At 63.3% G+C, this 17139-nt stretch carries 19 protein-coding genes; 5 read left to right on the forward strand and 14 right to left on the reverse strand.

The window, feature by feature from the left end; genetic code table 11:
- Positions 1 to 56 precede the first annotated feature (56 nt).
- From ATN84_RS03705 to rph, 11 genes are all read right to left on the reverse strand, one after another.
- Positions 57 to 608, reverse strand: a complete 552-nt coding sequence (locus ATN84_RS03705) for a DUF934 domain-containing protein (RefSeq protein ID WP_068880147.1) — start codon at positions 606 to 608, stop codon at positions 57 to 59.
- Positions 605 to 1375, reverse strand: coding sequence for a phosphoadenylyl-sulfate reductase (locus ATN84_RS03710; protein ID WP_068880148.1), 771 nt, complete (start codon positions 1373 to 1375; stop codon positions 605 to 607). The genes ATN84_RS03705 and ATN84_RS03710 overlap by 4 nt, the downstream gene beginning before the upstream one ends.
- Positions 1350 to 3020, reverse strand: a complete 1671-nt coding sequence (locus ATN84_RS03715; protein WP_068880149.1) for a nitrite/sulfite reductase — start codon at positions 3018 to 3020, stop codon at positions 1350 to 1352. Before ATN84_RS03715 ends, ATN84_RS03710 begins: the two co-directional genes overlap by 26 nt.
- Positions 3021 to 3067: 47 nt before the next feature.
- Complete coding sequence (locus ATN84_RS03720; RefSeq protein WP_068880150.1) at positions 3068 to 3373, reverse strand: DUF2849 domain-containing protein; 306 nt, start codon at positions 3371 to 3373, stop codon at positions 3068 to 3070.
- Positions 3374 to 3389: 16 nt separating this feature from the next.
- Entirely contained in the window at positions 3390 to 4814 is a 1425-nt protein-coding gene (gene cysG / locus ATN84_RS03725; protein ID WP_068880151.1) for a siroheme synthase CysG, read from the reverse strand.
- A 235-nt stretch (positions 4815 to 5049) separates the two neighbouring features.
- On the reverse strand, positions 5050 to 5421 hold the full coding sequence (locus ATN84_RS03730; protein WP_068880152.1) for a YraN family protein: 372 nt from the start codon (positions 5419 to 5421) through the stop codon (positions 5050 to 5052).
- Positions 5418 to 6326 carry a 16S rRNA (cytidine(1402)-2'-O)-methyltransferase gene (gene rsmI / locus ATN84_RS03735; RefSeq protein ID WP_068880153.1) on the reverse strand — a complete coding sequence of 303 codons (909 nt, stop codon included), beginning with the start codon at positions 6324 to 6326 and terminating at the stop codon, positions 5418 to 5420. Before rsmI ends, ATN84_RS03730 begins: the two co-directional genes overlap by 4 nt.
- A 249-nt stretch (positions 6327 to 6575) precedes the next feature.
- Complete coding sequence (gene hemW / locus ATN84_RS03740) at positions 6576 to 7766, reverse strand: radical SAM family heme chaperone HemW (RefSeq protein ID WP_068880154.1); 1191 nt, start codon at positions 7764 to 7766, stop codon at positions 6576 to 6578.
- A gap of 6 nt (positions 7767 to 7772) precedes the next feature.
- Positions 7773 to 8420 carry an RdgB/HAM1 family non-canonical purine NTP pyrophosphatase gene (gene rdgB, locus ATN84_RS03745; RefSeq protein ID WP_068880155.1) on the reverse strand — a complete coding sequence of 216 codons (648 nt, stop codon included), beginning with the start codon at positions 8418 to 8420 and terminating at the stop codon, positions 7773 to 7775.
- Entirely contained in the window at positions 8417 to 8833 is a 417-nt protein-coding gene (locus ATN84_RS03750) for a VOC family protein (RefSeq protein WP_068880156.1), read from the reverse strand. The genes rdgB and ATN84_RS03750 overlap by 4 nt, the downstream gene beginning before the upstream one ends.
- A gap of 33 nt (positions 8834 to 8866) precedes the next feature.
- Positions 8867 to 9583, reverse strand: coding sequence for a ribonuclease PH (rph, locus tag ATN84_RS03755; RefSeq protein WP_068880157.1), 717 nt, complete (start codon positions 9581 to 9583; stop codon positions 8867 to 8869).
- A gap of 175 nt (positions 9584 to 9758) precedes the next feature.
- Here rph and hrcA point away from each other — a divergent pair, with 175 nt between their 5' ends.
- Both hrcA and grpE read left to right on the forward strand, forming a co-directional pair.
- Positions 9759 to 10829, forward strand: a complete 1071-nt coding sequence (hrcA, locus tag ATN84_RS03760; protein ID WP_068880158.1) for a heat-inducible transcriptional repressor HrcA — start codon at positions 9759 to 9761, stop codon at positions 10827 to 10829.
- A gap of 85 nt (positions 10830 to 10914) precedes the next feature.
- Complete coding sequence (grpE, locus tag ATN84_RS03765; RefSeq protein WP_068880159.1) at positions 10915 to 11613, forward strand: nucleotide exchange factor GrpE; 699 nt, start codon at positions 10915 to 10917, stop codon at positions 11611 to 11613.
- Positions 11614 to 11668: 55 nt separating this feature from the next.
- Here grpE and ATN84_RS03770 read toward each other — a convergent pair whose 3' ends face one another.
- Positions 11669 to 12691: an adenosine kinase gene (locus ATN84_RS03770; protein ID WP_068880160.1), complete on the reverse strand. Its 1023-nt coding sequence runs from the start codon at positions 12689 to 12691 to the stop codon at positions 11669 to 11671.
- Positions 12692 to 12903: 212 nt separating this feature from the next.
- Here ATN84_RS03770 and ATN84_RS03775 point away from each other — a divergent pair, with 212 nt between their 5' ends.
- A complete protein-coding gene (locus ATN84_RS03775) occupies positions 12904 to 13626 on the forward strand; it encodes a sulfate transporter family protein (protein WP_068880161.1) in 723 nt (240 codons plus the stop codon).
- 4 nt (positions 13627 to 13630) lie between these two features.
- Here the strand turns inward: ATN84_RS03775 and nth are convergent, their stop codons facing one another.
- Positions 13631 to 14368: an endonuclease III gene (nth, locus tag ATN84_RS03780; protein WP_068880162.1), complete on the reverse strand. Its 738-nt coding sequence runs from the start codon at positions 14366 to 14368 to the stop codon at positions 13631 to 13633.
- A 56-nt stretch (positions 14369 to 14424) separates the two neighbouring features.
- Between nth and ATN84_RS03785 the strand changes: the two genes are divergently transcribed.
- Both ATN84_RS03785 and ATN84_RS03790 read left to right on the forward strand, forming a co-directional pair.
- Positions 14425 to 14925 (forward strand): DUF2244 domain-containing protein, encoded by a 501-nt coding sequence (locus ATN84_RS03785; protein ID WP_068880163.1) that lies wholly within the window; start codon positions 14425 to 14427, stop codon positions 14923 to 14925.
- A 116-nt stretch (positions 14926 to 15041) separates the two neighbouring features.
- Positions 15042 to 15926, forward strand: a complete 885-nt coding sequence (locus tag ATN84_RS03790; RefSeq protein ID WP_068880164.1) for a ribokinase — start codon at positions 15042 to 15044, stop codon at positions 15924 to 15926.
- 207 nt (positions 15927 to 16133) lie between these two features.
- On the opposite strand, the gene ATN84_RS03795 is transcribed toward ATN84_RS03790, so the two are convergent.
- Positions 16134 to 17087: a nucleoside hydrolase gene (locus ATN84_RS03795; protein WP_244490969.1), complete on the reverse strand. Its 954-nt coding sequence runs from the start codon at positions 17085 to 17087 to the stop codon at positions 16134 to 16136.
- Between the last annotated feature and the right edge of the window lie 52 nt (positions 17088 to 17139).

A 17139-nucleotide genomic window follows, 5' to 3' on the forward strand; every position in this document is an offset into this window, starting at 1 on the left:
CTCGGGCATCAAGTGCTTCCTGTCGTTCAAATTCGCAATGTCTGTCTCAATCCGGTTCAGGCGGCCGGTGTGCGGCGCCAGCTGAAGCCGCCTGCCGTCTTCGCAGATCCCCGCCCCGGCTGGTAATAGCCCGGCGTATCGCGCAGATCGCTCGCGCTCAACCGCTTGAGCGCTACCGGGTTCGTCACCTCAAGCGTGTCGAAACCGGCGCGCAGCATGAACACCACCTGGTCGACCAGCACGTCGCCCACGGCGCGCAACTCGCCCTTGAAGCCGTGACGCCCTTTCAGGATCTCGGCCTTGGAATAGGAGCGGCCATCGTTGAAAGCCGGAAACTGCAGCGCGATCAGCGGGACTGTGTCCAGCTTGTCGAGAAGCGGATCGATGCTTTCACCCGGAGCGACAAATACGCCGATCCGGCGATTGCTGGTCCGCCTGACATCGTCATCCAGCCCCAGCCATGCGGCAAGCGGCAGGATCACGGCCGGCGCGTCGCCCGCCACCTCCAGGCTTTCGGCCTCGATATAGGGATCGTCGCGGAAACCTTCACGCCCCCAGAGTTGCTTTTCCGGGAAATGCTTCCCGTTCTGCTCGGTTGCTTCACTCATAAATTCGATTCCGTCAGCGAAATGTTGGCCAGCGTGTCGGTCAGGCCCGTCAGGTGAATGCCGCATTCGGTCTTGTCGGTGCCGGCCCAGCGCCCGGCGCGCTGGTCTTCGCCATCCTCGACCGGCTTGGTGCAGGGCATGCAGCCGATCGAGCGATAGCCCTTTTCGACAAGGGGATGGGCAGGCAGGTCATGCGCCGTCATATAGGCCTGCAGATCCGCCGTTTGCCAGCGGGCCAGCGGGTTGATGCGGATGCGCGAACCCACCGCCTCGAAAACGGGGAGTGCGGCGCGGGTCGACGCCTGGAACTGCTTGCGACCGGTCATCCAGGCGCGATAGGGCGCCACCGCGCGCGCCATCGGCTCGACCTTGCGGATATAGCAGCAGCGATCCTTGTCGGTCATGGACAGCGCCCCGAAGGGGTCTTCCCGCTTCAGCGAACTCTGGAGGGGATAGACATTCTGCACGTCGGTCAGGCCCAATTCCTCAATCAGGCGATCGCGATGGGCAAGCGTCGCGCTGAAATGCTTTCCGGTCTCGAGGAAGATGATCGGCGTCGAATGGTCGACCTCGGAGATCAGATGCAGAAGCACCGCGGATTCGGCACCGAAGGACGAAACCACGGCGATCTCCTCATTGAAGAGATGGTCGATCGCGAGCTCGATGATGAGCCGCGAATCGAGACCGCCATAGCGCGCCTCCAGTGCGCGGGCCTCATCGGCCACAGACTTTTCGTCAGTATCAGGCAGCACGGCTGACAGGGCCATAGAGCGCCTCCTTGAACGGTGCGGCCCCGACGCGCCTGTATGCTGCAAGGAAGTTCTCCTCCTTGCTGGTGCGCAGACCCAGATAGGTGTCGACGATCTTTTCGATGGCATCGACCACTTCCTCCGAGGAGAAGCCTCGGCCGGTGATCTCGCCCACCGTGGTGATCTCGTCGGCCGAGCCGCCCAGCGTGATCTGATAGAGCTCCTCACCCTTCTTCTCGACACCGAGAATGCCGATATGGCCGACATGATGATGGCCGCAGGCATTGATGCAGCCGGAGATCTTGATCTTCAATTCGCCGATCTCCGCTTGGCGCTCGGCCGCGCCGAAACGCTCGGAAATGCGCTGGGCCACCGGAATGGAGCGGGCATTGGCAAGCGCGCAGTAATCAAGACCCGGGCAGGCGATGATGTCGGTGATCAGCCCTGCATTGGCGGTGGCGAGCCCATCGGCCAGAAGCAGTTCATAGACCGCGTGCAGATCGGCAAGCGCCACATGCGGCAGAACCAGGTTCTGCTCGTGGCTGACGCGGATTTCGTCCTGCGAATATTTCTCGGCGATATCGGCGACGAGTTCCATCTGCTCGGCGCTGGCGTCGCCCGGAATGCCGCCGATGGGTTTGAGCGAGATGGTGACGACGCCGTAATCGGGGTTCTTGTGCGGCGTCACGTTCTGATCGACCCAGGCGGCGAAACCGGCATCGGCCTTCTTGGCGGCAGCAAGCGCGCCCCAGCCTTCCGGCCGCTCGGGCAGAACAGGCGGGCGGAAATAGGTCATGATGGCGTCGATATCCCCTTGCGGCAGCTTGAGGTCGCTCTCCTTCAGCGCCTGCCATTCTGCCTCGATCTGGCGGGTCAGCTCCTCCACACCCGTCTCATGGACGAGGATCTTGATGCGCGCCTTGTACTTGTTGTCACGGCGACCATGGAGGTTGTAAACGCGGACGATGGCCGTGGTGTAGGACAGCAGATCCTCGGCTGGCAGGAAATCGCGGATTTTCTTGGCGACCATCGGCGTGCGGCCCTGACCGCCGCCGACATAGACGGCGAAGCCCAGCTCGCCCGCCTCGTTCTTTTTCAGGTGCAGACCGATGTCATGTGTCTGGATCGCCGCGCGGTCATGTTCGGCGCCGGTGACGGCAATCTTGAACTTGCGCGGCAGATAAGAGAATTCCGGATGCAGCGACGACCATTGCCTGAGAATCTCGGCAAAAGGCCTGGGATCGGCCACCTCGTCGGCGGCGACGCCTGAGAAATGATCGGCGGTGACATTGCGGATGCAGTTACCCGACGTCTGCATGGCATGCATCTCGACTTCCGCCAGCTCGTCCAGGATCTTCGGAATATCGGCAAGCGCCGGCCAGTTGTACTGGATGTTCTGGCGCGTGGTGAAATGGCCATAGCCGCGATCATAGGTGCGGGCGATGTGGCCGAGCTTGCGCATCTGGCGGCCGGACAGCGTACCGTAGGGGACGGCGACGCGCAGCATATAGGCGTGAAGCTGGAGATAGACGCCGTTCATCAGGCGCAGCGGCTTGAACTGGTCCTCCGTCAGCTCGCCAGACAGGCGGCGCTCGACCTGGTCCTTGAACTGTTCGACGCGGGCGGCGACAAAGGCGTGGTCGAACTCATCGTAACGATACATGGCTCAAATGTTTCCTGATGCGTTTGGCTGTCTGGCTGTTCATCTGGTCAGGCGGCGGAAGCGGCCGGCTTCCTGCGTGGTTCGAAATCGATCGTGGGCCCGGAGATGCGGATGCGCTCGCGCAGGCGCAGCGGATAGAGCTCGCCGCCGCGGTCCTCGACATCGATCAGATTGGCATCGACTACGAGATTGGCGCCCATCGCGGCCTTTCCAGCTGCTTCGAGCTCTGCTGCCGCCTCCTGATCACGGGCGATCGACACGCCTTCGATAGTCTCGCGCCACTGGCCGTCGGCTCCGTACCAGACGACTTCGCCGTCGGTCAGGCGGTTGGCGGTCAGAACCTTGATCGTCATCAATCTCGTCCTTCAATCAGGCTGCAACTTCATGCCGGCGGAATGCCAGCGCTTCTGCTTTGTGGATGGCCGCGCCGGCAACGGCGTCGCCGATCACGACCATGACCGGGCCTGCGAGATCGTCGCGCTTCTCCAGCGCGGGCAGATCCTTCAGAAGGCCATGGAACATACGGCGATCCGGGCGGCTGGCATTCTCGACGACGGCGACCGCCGTGTCCTGATGGAGACCGGCGCTCATCAGCCGGGCGGCGACCGAGGCGGCGACGGAGCTGCCCATATAGACGGCGATGGTGGCGCCCGAAAGGGCAAGCCGCGCCCAATCCGGCAGGATCTCGCCCGCCATATCGTGGCCGGTGGTGAAGACCAGCGAGGAGGCGACACCGCGCAACGTCAGCGGCAGCTCCATGTCGGCAGCGGCCGCGAAAGCCGAAGTGATGCCCGGCACGATCTCGAAGCCGATGCCGGCATCGCGGAGAGCGGCCATCTCCTCCCCTGCCCGGCCATAGACCAGGGGATCACCGGATTTGAGCCGCGCCACGCGCTTGCCCTCACCGGCGAGCTCCACGAGCAGCGCGTTGATCTCGTCCTGGCTCTTCGAGTGGCAGCCCTTGCGCTTGCCGACGGGGATGCGCTCGGCATCGCGGCGGCCCATGGCGATGATGGCTTCCGGAACCAGCGCGTCATGAACGATGACGTCGGCCTCCATCAGCACGCGATGGGCGCGAAGCGTCAGCAGGTCCTCAGCGCCGGGGCCGGCACCGACCAGCCAGACATAACCCTGCGGCGCGTGCTTCTCCTGAAGCAGTTTCTGCGCGGCGGCATGGGCAGTAGCCTGATCGCCGCGATCGACGCTGCGGGCCACTTCGCCGGAAAAGAACGAGCGCCAGAAGAGCCGGCGCGCCACGCCCCTGGGCAGGAATTTCTCGACGGCGGGACGATAGGCGTTGGCGAGCCGCGCGAGATCGCCGAGACGCGGCGAAAGCGCGGCATCGATGCTAGCGCGGATCATCTGGGTCAGCACCGGGCCAGTGCCTTCGGAACCAATGGCGATGGCGAGCGGGGCGCGATTGACGATAGCCGGGGTAAAGAAATCGCAAAGCACCGGGCGGTCGACGACATTGACGGGGATGCGCTGGCGGCGCGCCTCGGCGGCGATCGCCGTATCCGCCTCTTCCTCGCCGGTCGCCACGAAAACGAGTTTGGCGCTGGAGAGATGGGCTGGCGCAAAATCCTCGGCCACATGCTCCAGTCCCTGCTCGGCAATATATTTCGCCAGCGCCGGCTCCGGGCTCGGCGATACGACACGGATCACCGCGCTGGTCTGGCCCAGTAGACGCGCCTTGTTGAGCGCTTCCTCGCCATTGCCGACGACCACCGCCACTTCGTTCCGGATACGGAAGAAAGCGGGAAAAACCGACAGTGAGGCTGGACCAAAAGCCAAGGGACGATATCCTTTTCGATAGCGGTCCCGGATTATCAGGTATTTATCAAGGATTTATAAGGAACAGACTTGCGCCGGAACTTGCTCCGGAGCATCGTTTTTCCCAAAACGGCAAAAAGCAGGAACTTTCGTTCCCGATCAACCCGGTCAAAAGCTTTGACCTTGCCAATCCCGCCTATGCGATGGATTGTTTATTCCACAAATCTTATAGGATTTAAGCTTCGATGCAAGTCTTTTATCGGAATGCCGTGAAGGCGGCGGGCACGTGCAGCGGCCAGCGCCACGGCAGGACCGCGACGATATCGAAGCGCAGGGACAGTCCCGCCCGGTCGGGCTGGCGCGCCAGCCAGAGATCGGCGGCAGCCTCGATCCGGCGCATGGAGGCGTGGTTGACCGCCTCCATGGCGGCCTCCAGAGACGAGCGGGCCTTGACCTCGACGATGAGGATCAGATCACCACGCCGGGCGATCAGATCGATCTCGCCGAGCCGCGTCTTGTAGCGGCGCGCGACGATGCGGAAGCCTTTCAGCATCAGGGCGAACGAGGCCAGCCGCTCCGCCGAATGGCCGCGAAAGAACGCCTTGCGCCTCTTCTCAAGCGCTGTCATCCCCGCCCGGCCTTGAGCTCGATTAGGCGCTGGTAGAGCGCGCCCTTCTGTCCACCGGTCATGCGTGCGGCCTCGCCCGCCGCCTTCGACGGCGACATCTCGGCTGAAAGCGACAGGAGCAATTGGTCTATATCGTCGGCGCTCGTTGGGGCCTGCGCCTCTTGCGGAGGGCCGACGAGGAGAACCACCTCGCCGCGCAGCCGGTCCTCGCCGTCGAACTGGCTGGCCAGCTCCCCGAGCGACGCGGTCACCACCGTCTCATAGGCCTTGGTCAGCTCGCGGCAGAGCGCGCCCTGGCGGCTCTCGCCGAAGACCGCCGCCATCTCGGCGAGCGTCGCGGCGGTGCGATTGGGGGATTCGAAGAAGACGAGCGTTGCGTCAATCCGGGCCAGCGTCTCAAGCCTCGTACGGCGCTGCCCCTGTTTCGACGGCAGGAAGCCTGCGAAGAGAAAACTATCGGTCGGCAGGCCCGATGCGGTCAACGCCGCCAGCACGGCGGAAGCGCCCGGAACGGGTATGACGCGGATGCCCGCCGCCCTCGCCTCGCCCACCAGCCGGTAGCCCGGATCGGATACGAGCGGCGTTCCCGCATCAGAGACGAGCGCGACGCTCCTGCCCTCTTTCAACGCCGCGATCAGCTTCGGCCCCGCCTCCGCCGCATTGTGCTCGTGATAGGCTACGGGCCGCCTGGCGATGCCGAAACGGTCGAGCAGGACGCGGGTGACGCGCGTATCCTCGCAGGCAAGGATATCGGCGCCAGCCAGGATTTCGAGGCCGCGGATGGTCATGTCGCCGAGATTGCCGATCGGCGTGGCGACAATATAGAGCGCGGGCTCGAGCGGACGGGCATGGAACCGCGCCTGGCCGATGATGTATTCTCGCGATGAGGCGTCGGGGGTGGTCAAAGAGAGCGGTTCCTACCGGTTCTTGTTTAAGTGCTGTTGCAACACCCCCCTCTGGCCTGCCTGATATCTCCCCCACAAGGGGGAGATTACGCCCTCATAACGTTCGGCACCCAACCGCAAGCGTTGCAGAACGAGCACCGAAGGTTGTGTCAGCCAATCTCCCCCCTTGTGGGGGAGATGCCCGGCAGGGCAGAGGGGGGTGAGCGACGTTTGCTACCCTATGCTGCAAACTGTCCGCTGCAAAGTAACTCACGCCGCCAAATCCGCAACCACCGCATCCAGCAGCAATGCCCCATCCGGCGTGGCGCGGATACGGGCACCGCCCATCGGCTCGATCAGACGCTGGCCGATCAGGCTTTCGAGCCTGCCATGGTCAATATCGTGACCGGTCAGGCGGCGATAGCGGGCGAGATCGATACCTTCGGTAAGCCGCAGGCCCATCATCAGGAACTCGTCGCCTTCCTGTTCACCCGTCAGATATTCCTCATCAACGACGCCATGCCCCTGCCGCTCAGCCTTCTCCAGCCAGGTTTCGGGGTGGCGCTCGGTCATGGTGACGGTGCGGACGCCGTTTTCGACGAAACGGCCATGTGCGCCCGGCCCGATGCCGACATATTCGCCATAGCGCCAGTAGACGAGATTGTGCCTGGATTCCGCGCCCGGCGCGGCGTGATTGGATATCTCATAGGCCGGAAGGCCGTGGCTTCCCGTCACATTCTGCGTCTCTTTATAAAGCGCGGCGGCATGGTCCCCATCCGGCGTGACGAGCTTGCCTGCCTTCCAGAGATTATAGAATGGCGTGCCTTCCTCAATGGTGAGTTGGTAGAGCGACAGGTGGTCGGCGGCGAGCGCGATGGCCTGTTCCAGCTCCGCACGCCATTCAGCTATCGACTGGTCCGGGCGGGCATAGATCAAATCGAAGGAAAGACGGGGGAAGATCTCCCGCGCCAGCCCGATCGCCCTCAGCGCCTCCTCGACATTGTGCAGCCGCCCGAGCCTTTTCAGGTCCCGGTCGTTCAATGCCTGCACGCCGAGCGAGACGCGGTTGACGCCCGCCGCGCGATAGCCGCGGAAGCGCTCCGCCTCGACGCTCGACGGGTTGGCTTCCAGCGTTATCTCCACGCCTTCGGCGACGCTCCAGTTGGCGGCAATCTCGTCGAGCAGCCGCTCAACGGTAGCAGGCTGCATCAGCGACGGCGTGCCGCCGCCCAAAAAGATGCTGGTGACGACGCGGGGACCTGTTCGCTGCCGTATCGTGCGCATCTCCTGCGCGAAAGCCTCGGCAAAGCGCGCCTGGTCGACCGGTTGATGGCGGACATGGCTGTTGAAATCGCAATAGGGGCACTTGGCTGCGCAAAACGGCCAATGGACATAGACGCCGAAAGCGTTCTCGCCTTCAGCCGCGCCATGAACCCTTAGTGGCCGCGTCACATATCCCATATCAGATCACTTAATGCCGAGCGCATCACGGGCAAAGAGCCGGAAAGCCCTGGCGCGGTGCGAAAGCGCCTCGTCCATACCCGGTTTCCAGCCGTGCTTTTCCTCGGCTTCCATTTCGCCGAAGGTCCTCTGATGGCCGTCGGGCAGGAAAATCGGATCGTAGCCGAAGCCCCTCTCGCCGCGCGGCGGCCAAACGATCCCGCCTTCGACCTCACCGCGATAGAAATCCGTGTGCCCATCCGGCCAGGCGATGCAGATGACCGAGACGAAACGGGCGCCGCGCTTCTCCGCCGTCAGCGCGCCCTTCTCCTGCAAGGCATCCTCGACCTTGCGCATGCCGTGGAGGAAATCGCGCGTGCCGTCGGGCAGCTCCGCCCAGTTGGCGGTATAGACGCCCGGCGCGCCACCGAGCGCATCGACGGCGAGGCCGGAATCATCGGACAAAGCCGGCAGGCCGGTCGCCTTCGCCGCGGCCAGCGCCTTGATGGCGGCGTTCTCCTCAAAGGTCGTGCCCGTCTCGTCCGGCTCCGGCAGGCCCAGCGCGGCGGCAGACTGGATCTCGAAGCCGAACGGGCCGATCAGATCATCGATCTCACGCAACTTGCCCTTGTTGTGGGTTGCGACGATCAAGCGGCCTTTTTCGAGTTTTCTCATTCTACATTCCATAGTTTCGGTTCGGCGAATTCCAGCGAATTGCCGGAGGGATCGCGGAAATAGATCGACCGAGCGCCATTGGGCCAATCGAATTCGCTTTCGATCTCCAGGCCATGGGCTTCAAGATGCGCCTTCCACTCGGCAATCTCGGCGCGGCTGGCACGGAAGCAGAGATGGCCCGGCCCTTTGGCGCCATGGGCGGGGACAGGCAGCTTGCCAGGCGCGGCAGGCCTGATGGTCTCGTCTGCGTCAAACAGGATCACCACGCCGGGGCCGCAACGGAAGAAGGCGGCGCGATGATCGGCATGGCCCGTCGGCTCCAGCCCGAGCACGTCGCGGTAGAAGGCGACCGCGCGCGGCAGATCGGTGACGTAAAGCGCCGATTCCAGAACGGCGATGGGCTGTAGCTTCACGACCGATCCCCTTCTGCCCCGTGGTTCGACGTTTCAGGCAACGGCCATCTTCTGCAACGAGACCAGCCGGTTGACGCCGCCGCGCGCCAGCGCCATCAGCGAGGCGAATTCCTCTTCCGAGAAAGGCACACCCTCGGCAGTGCCTTGGATCTCGACGATGCCACCCTTGCCGGTCATGACGAAATTGGCGTCGGTGCCCGCGGTCGAGTCCTCAGCATAATCGAGGTCGATGACGGGCGTGCCCTCCCAAATGCCGCAGGAGATGGCGGCGACATGGTCCTTCAGCACCTTGTCGAGCTTGACCATCTGGCGGGCCTCCATCCAGCGCAGGCACTCGTGCAGCGCCACCCAGCCGCCGGTGATCGCAGCGGTGCGGGTGCCGCCATCGGCCTGGATGACGTCGCAATCAACGGTGATCTGCTGCTCGCCCAGCGCCTGGAGATCGACGACGGCGCGCAAGCTACGGCCGATCAGGCGTTGAATCTCGAGTGTACGTCCGCCCTGCTTGCCGACGGAAGCCTCGCGGCGCATGCGATCGCCGGTCGAGCGCGGCAGCATGCCATATTCCGCTGTCACCCAGCCCTTGCCCGAGTTTCGCATCCAGCCCGGCACCTTCTCCTCCAGGCTTGCGGTACACAGCACCTGCGTGTCGCCGAACTTGACCAGGCAGGAGCCCTCGGCATGTTTGGAAACGCCGCGCTCGAAGGAGACGGCGCGCATTTCGTCTGCGGCACGCTTGGATGGACGCATGGATGAACCTCGATTCCGTTACTTGGGCAGGCGTTTTAGGCCGCAAACGCGCAAATAGAAAGCAGATTTGACCGCTTTACCCGTGTTTGCGGGTTTCAGAGCACTTTGATCCCCGAAAAGACCGGCATATATTCATATTCGATCCCCTCATGGGCAATGGAGTCGTGCAACTGATATGATGAAAGCAGCAGTTCCCGAAACGTTCGGCACGCTGGATCAGCGCTCGCGCGACATCTTCCGGCGCATCGTCGAAAGCTATCTCGGCGATGGTGAGCCGGTCGGGTCGCGCAATCTCTCGCGCATCCTGCCGCTGGCGCTTTCGCCAGCCACGATCCGCAATGTGATGAGCGATCTGGAGCAGCTCGGCCTGATCTATGCGCCGCATGTCTCGGCAGGCCGCCTGCCCACGCAGATGGGCCTGCGCTTCTTCGTCGACGCCTTTCTGGAAATCGGCGACCTTCCGCCGGAAGAGCGCAAATCGATCGAGGCCCAGGTGCGCGCCGCCGGCAGCGGCCATTCCGTCGAAAACGTGCTAACCGAGGCGAGCCAGATCCTTTCCGGCCTGTCGCGCGGCGCAGGGCTGGTGCTGGCCACCAAGGTGGAAGGCGCGCTGAAGCATATCGAATTCGTGCGGCTCGAGCCGACGCGGGCGCTGGCGGTTCTGGTGACCCAGAGCGGCGATGTGGAAAACCGCGTCATCGACCTGCCGCCGGGCGTGACAGCCTCGCAGCTGATCGAAGCATCGAATTTCCTCAACGCGCATATCCAGGGGCGCACGCTTTCGGAAGCGCGCAGCGAACTGGCGCGGCTAAAGGAGGAAACGAAGCAGGCGCTCGATCAACTGTCGCAGCATCTGGTTGAAGAGGGGCTCGCCATCTGGAGCGGCGGCGGCAACGACCAGCCGACCCGGCTGATCGTGCGCGGGCGCGCCAATCTTCTCGAAAACATCCACGCGCAGGACGACATCGAAAGGCTCCGGCATCTTTTCGACGATCTGGAGACCAAGGAAGGGATGATCCAGCTCCTGGAACTCGCCGAAGCAGGATCCGGCGTGCGCATCTTCATCGGCTCGGAAAACAAGCTTTTCTCGCTTTCCGGGTCGTCTCTCGTGGTCGCGCCTTATCGCGATGCGGAGCAGCGTATAGTGGGTGCTTTGGGCGTCATCGGCCCGACGCGGCTCAACTATGCGCGTATCGTGCCGATGGTCGATTATACTGCGCAACTCGTCTCCAAGCTCTTGCGGTGAGCAGCTTTTCCTTCACATGCACTTGATTTTCCGTGTCTAAAGCTCGATATCCGGCCCAACCCACGATTCAAGACGGAAGACGAGAATGGCTGAAGAAAAAAACCCCGGCGAGACGCCCGATCTTGACCAGCGCGACATCAACAACCCCAGGGACAGGGAGGCGCTGAAGCGCGCCGCCGACGATTTCCTGAAAAGCCGCAAGGCCGAGGCGCAGGCAGAAATAGCCGAAGACGAGGGCGCCGAAGATCCCGTGGCAGCGCTTCAGTCCGAGAACGGCGAGCTAAAGGACCAGCTCCTGCGGCTTGCAGCGGAGATGGAAAACCTGCGCAAGCGCACCGCCCGCGACGTGCATGACGCCAAGACCTATTCGGTCGCCAATTTCGCGCGCGACATGCTTGCGGTCTCCGACAATCTGCGACGCGCCCTCGACGCCATCCCCGCGGATGCAGTCGAAAAGGGCGATGCCGGTCTCAAGGCGCTTGCCGAAGGCGTGGAGATGACGGAACGCGCCATGCTTTCCACGCTCGAACGCCACGGCGTGAAGAAGATCGAGCCGGAGGGCCAGAAATTCGACCCGCATTTCCATCAGGCGATGTTCGAAATCCCCAATACGGAAGTACCGAACAACACCGTGCTGCAGGTGGTGCAGGCCGGCTTCGTCATCGGCGATCGCGTTCTGCGCCCGGCGCTCGTCGGCGTATCGCGCGGCGGACCGAAGCAGCCGGCGGCGGAAGCAGCCGCAGAGCCCGGCCCGGCAAATCCACAGGCCGAAGGCGACGCCTGATCCTTTCAGACACTGCCAAATATTCTCCAAACTAAAAAGGCCGGGGCGGAGAAGCTTAAAGCCCGTACCCCTCCACCCCGGCGGTTTGCATGAGCCCGCTCTGCTCGGCAATATCGCGCAGGCTCGCTTGCGGGCGCGGGCCCATCTGCTGAATGATGATGCCGGCTGCCAGCGAACCGAGGCGGGCGCAATCCTCGAGCGAAAAGTCATGGGTGTAGCCATAGAGGAAGCCGGAGGCGTAGAGATCTCCGGCGCCCGTGCTGTCGACCAGCTCGCGCAGTTCGATCGCCGGAACGGCAACGGTTTCCTCGCGGGTGACGATGATCGAGCCTTTTTCCGAGCGCGTGACGGCAGCGAGCCGGCAATCCTCACGGATCGCCTCAAGCCCCACTTCCAATGATTCCGTCTGGTAGAGCGATTTCAGCTCCGCTTCGTTGGCGAAGACGATATCGACGGTGCCCGACTTCATCAGATCGAGAAACTCCTCGCGGTAGCGGTCGACGCAGAAGGGATCGGAAAGCGTCATCGCCACCTGGCGTCCATGCTCATGCGCGATCTTGGCGGAGAGCCTGATCGCCTCCTTGGCCCGCGGCGGATCCCAGAGATAGCCCTCGAAATAGACGACCTTGGCGTTCGCCACCTTGGAGCTTTCGACATCCTCAGGACCGAGCTCGATACAGGCGCCGAGATAGGTGTTCATCGAGCGCTCGCCATCGGGCGTCACGAAGATCATCGAGCGGGCGGTCGGCGCGCCATCTTCCAGCGGGCGGGTATCGAAGGCCACACCCTGGGCGCGAATGTCATGCGTGAAGATGCGGCCGAGATAATCGGCCGCCACCTTGCCGAAATAGGCGGCCTGGCCGCCGAGGCTGGCGACGCCCGCCGCCGTGTTGCCGGCGCTGCCGCCCGACATCTCCACCGCCGGCCCCATGCGCTCGTAAAGCAGCTCCGCACGCTCGGCATCGATCAGGTTCATCGCTCCCTTGATGATGGCATTGTTCACCAGAAAGGCATCATCGGTGCGTGCAAGGATATCGACAATCGCATTGCCAATGCACAGTACATCGAATTTTGTCATGGAGGATTCAGCAACCTTGAATAGTTGACGATAGCGACATGAGCCCCGGCACAACCCGAAAGGACATTGCACTATCGGGTGTAACGTTTTGCGGCGTTCTTGGCTAGCCGGGTCATGGCCTAATCCTATGTTGCGGCCCTTGACCTTTTGCAATCTATCCGGACTTCCTATGTCTTGAGGCGCGATATGCGCACCGCGAGAAAGGAACACCGATGATCTTCGATGCCGCCAGGGCCGCCCTGCAGCGCCTGTTCACACCGGAATTCCGATCGGTGCTGTGGAAATCGCTCGGCGCGACGCTTCTCGTCCTGGTCATCCTGTGGGTGGCCCTGCGCAAGCTCTTCATGACAATGGCCTGGCCCTATCTCGACCAGATGCTGCCGGGCCTGCCGCAATGGGCGGGCTGGCTCGGAACCGTGGCGGCAATCTTCGCCAGTCTCGGGCTGGCGCTGGGGCTGGCACTGCTGATCGCGCCTGTCACGGCCGTTATCGCGGGTCTTTTCCTCGACGACGCGGCGGAAGTCATCGAGCGGGAGGATTATCCTGCCGACCCGTCGGGCAAGGCGCTGCCGATCATGCGGTCGCTCATCCTTTCGCTGAAATTTCTCGGCGTCGTGATCCTCGGCAACATTATCGCGCTGTTCCTGCTCCTGGTGCCCGGCATCAATCTCATCGCCTTCTTCGTGGTGAACGGCTATCTGCTCGGGCGGGAATATTTCGAGTTCGCCGCCATGCGCTTCCGCCCGGAAGAGGATGCGAAATTGCTGCGCTCCAAGCACGCCGTCACGGTGTTCCTGGCGGGGCTGGTGATCGCGGCGTTCCTCGCCATTCCCATTGTCAACCTGCTGACCCCGCTTTTCGCCGCCGCGATGATGGTGCATCTGCACAAGGCGATCAGCCGGAAGGACCCGGTTCCAGCATCCGCAGCAGCATGATCCGTCAGGCGGCGAGCGGCACCAGGGGCGCGGGGATATCGCATGTCTTGACCGCCGCCTTGCAGAGATCGGCGATGACGCATTTCTCGCATTCGGGCTTGCGCGCCTTGCAGACGTAGCGCCCATGCAGGATCAGCCAGTGATGCGCATGCAGGAGATATTCATCCGGCACGACACGCAGCAGCATCTTTTCCACCTGGTCGGGCGTCTTGCCGGGCGCCAGGCCGATGCGGTTGCCGATGCGGAGGATATGGGTGTCGACCGCCATGGTCGGCTGGCCAAAAGCCATGTTGAGCACGACGTTGGCCGTCTTGCGGCCGACGCCCGGCAATTTCACCAGCGCATCACGATCACCCGGAACGACGCCGCCATGGTCGCGGATCAGCGCTTCTGACAGCGCGATAACGTTCTTCGCCTTGTTGCGCCACAGGCCGATGGTCCGGATATATCCCCCCAGCGTCTCCTCGCCGAGCGCCAGCATCTTCTCCGGCGTATCGGCGATCTTGAAGAGGGTGCGCGTCGCCTTGTTGACGCCGGCATCCGTCGCCTGGGCGGAAAGCACCACCGCGACGAGCAGCGTGAAGGCATTCACATGTTCGAGCTCCCCCTTCGGCTCCGGGCGCTGAACGGAGAAACGCCTGAAGATTTCGTGAATCTCCTGCTTGGTATAGAGCGTTCCTGCGACACGGGCAGGGTGTTTGCGGGCGACGGCTTCCGACAATTTGACTTTGGCGTTTTTCATTCGATCTCTATACTCATCCTGCCTGCCGCATGACAACTGGCGAGGAGTCCGACGAAATGAGCCATCCATATGGAGCACAGCCGGAGGCAAGCGAGACACCCTTTTTCCGTGCCCTGCTGGTGCCGCACCGCTCGCTCGGGCGCACCGGATTTCTCGTGCTGATGGCGACGCTTCTAGCGGGATGGATGTTCTGCGGCATCCTGTTTCTGTCGATCGGCGCATGGCCGGTCTTCGGCTTCTTCGGTCTCGACGTTCTCCTCGTCTATCTCGCCTTCCGGCTGAATTATCGGGCAGGCCGGGCACGCGAAGAGATATCCGTCTCGCGCACCGCGCTCGATATCAGGCAGATCGCGCCGTCCGGGCGGACGCGCGAGCATCGCTTCAACCCGTTCTGGACGCGCTTCCGCATCTCACGGCATGACGAGATCGGCATTACGGCGATGAATGTCGAAGGCGAAGGACGGCGGGTCGCGGTCGGGTCCTTCCTCAACCCCGATGATCGCGAGAGCTTCGCCACCGCCTTCAGCCGCGCGCTTGCGACGGCGAAAGGACGGTAGGGGAGCCGGGTGGTGGGTTTCATCCCCCTCTGGCCCGCCAGTCTAAAACAACCACTCTGGCCATCCGCCGCCGATACCCTGTATATGCGTCTTTCTGACCATACCGCAGGACTTCCATGATCACCATTATCGGCTCCATAAATCTCGATCTCATCGCCAGGACCGCGCAGCTTCCCAAACCGGGTGAAACCGTATCGGGCTCCGATTTCCAGACTGCGCCGGGCGGCAAGGGCGCTAACCAGGCGCTGGCGGCAGCGCGGGCGGGCGCCGAAGTCCGCATGGTGGGCGCCGTCGGCAATGACGCTTTTGCGGCCGAAGCGCTGGCGCTCCTCGCCCAAGGCGGCGTCGATCTCGCCCGCGTGCGCAAGGCGGATGTTGCGACGGGGATCGCGCTGATCACCGTCGAGACATCGGGCGAGAACGTCATCGTCGTCGTGCCGGGGGCGAACGGAACAGTCTCGAAGAGCGATGTAGAGGCGGCGGGCCTTGCCGGCGGCCATTTGCTGCTGCAGCACGAAATCCCGCTCGAGACCGTCAGGACGGCGCTTGCGGCGGCGCGCGCGAGCGGCACCATCTCCATCCTCAATATCGCGCCATGGCGGGACGAGGCGGCGGACCTGCTGCCGCTCGCCGATATCGTCATCGCCAATGAAACGGAGTTCGACCTTGCAGCGGAGAGGCTGAAGCTTGAAGGCTCCGACCGCGACGAGCGCATGGCGGACTTCGCGGGAAAGACGGGCCGCGCGGTCATCGTGACGCTCGGCGCGGAGGGCCTGCGCGTCGCCACGCCGCAGACGCGCTTTACCGTCGCCGCCTATCCGGTCACGCCGGTCGACACGACGGGCGCGGGCGATACGTTCTGCGGCTATCTGGCCGCCGGGCTCGATATGGGGCTTGGCCTGAAGGACGCCTGCAACCGGGCGGCGACAGCCGCCTCGCTCGCCTGCCTGAAGCAGGGCGCGCAGCCGGCCATTCCGTTTGCGGATGAGTTGCCAGTCTAGCGTTTTTCAGATGAAAGGCGTTTGCTCAAAGCACCCCCCTCTGCCCTGCCTGGCATCTCCCCCACAAGGGGGGAGATTAGGCTAAGAATTCCGCTTTTGCTAATCTTCAACGCTGAAGGTGGTGTGTCGTCATCAATGACAGCCCATCTCCCCCCTTGTGGGGGAGATGGCCGGCAGGCCAGAGGGGGTGTTATAAGCGCCGAGGTCTCAAAGCCGCCCAATCCGCTCCGCCAGAAGCTCGAAAAAGCCATCATGGTCGACGTCGCGCATGACCAGCGCATTCTTCGGCCGGTCGGTGACGCCCCACCAGTCGATGACGGTCATGCCTAGCGTGAGCTCCGACTGCGTCTCGATCTCGACATTGCAATAGCGGCCCGAATAGAGTTCCGGCTTCAGGAGATAGGCGATGACGTTGGGGTCATGCAGCGGGCCGCCGTCGCTGCCATATTTCTCCTCGTCGAAGCGCTCGAAGAATTCGAGCAGCGCCACACAGGCATCACCCGCCCTGGTGCCCATCGCACGGAAGCAGTCGATGCGGTCGGCTTTTGTCAGCGCCCGATGGGTGACATCGAGCGGCATGACGACGATGGGAATGCCGGAGGCGAAGACGACTTTCGCGGCCTCGGGATCGACATAGATGTTGAACTCGGCGGCGGGCGTGATGTTGCCGCCCTCGAAGAAGCCGCCGCCCATCAGCACGATCTCGCGAATCCGCGGCGCGATTTCCGGAGCGCGGATCAGCGCCAGCGCGATGTTGGTGAGCGGGCCGATGGGGCAGAGCGTGATGCTGCCCGCTTCCTCGCGCAGGATGGTCTCGACGATGAAATCGACTGCGTGCTGAGGCTGCAGCGGCATTTCCGGCTCCGGCAGGTCCGGGCCGTCGAGCCCGGTGCGGCCGTGCACATGCTCGGCCGTGACCAGCTTGCGCATCAGCGGCCGCGAGGCGCCGGCATAGACTTTCGTCTCCGGCTTGCCCGCCAGTTCGCAGATCTTGCGCGCATTCTTCTCCGTCAGCGCGAGCGGCACGTTACCGGCAACGGCGGTGATGCCGACGACCTCGAGTTCGGGGCTCGCCAGCGCCAGCAGGATCGCCAGCGCGTCGTCCTGCCCCGGATCGGTATCGATGATGATCTTGCGCGCCATGCCGTCCTGTCCTTCCATATGCCTGATATCCGCTGACTGTGGCGAATGCGATTCGGCTCTTGAAGTCACG

Origin of the sequence: Paramesorhizobium deserti (genome assembly GCF_001558695.1) — a bacterium.
GTDB classification, from domain to species: Bacteria; Pseudomonadota; Alphaproteobacteria; order Rhizobiales; family Rhizobiaceae; genus Paramesorhizobium; species Paramesorhizobium deserti.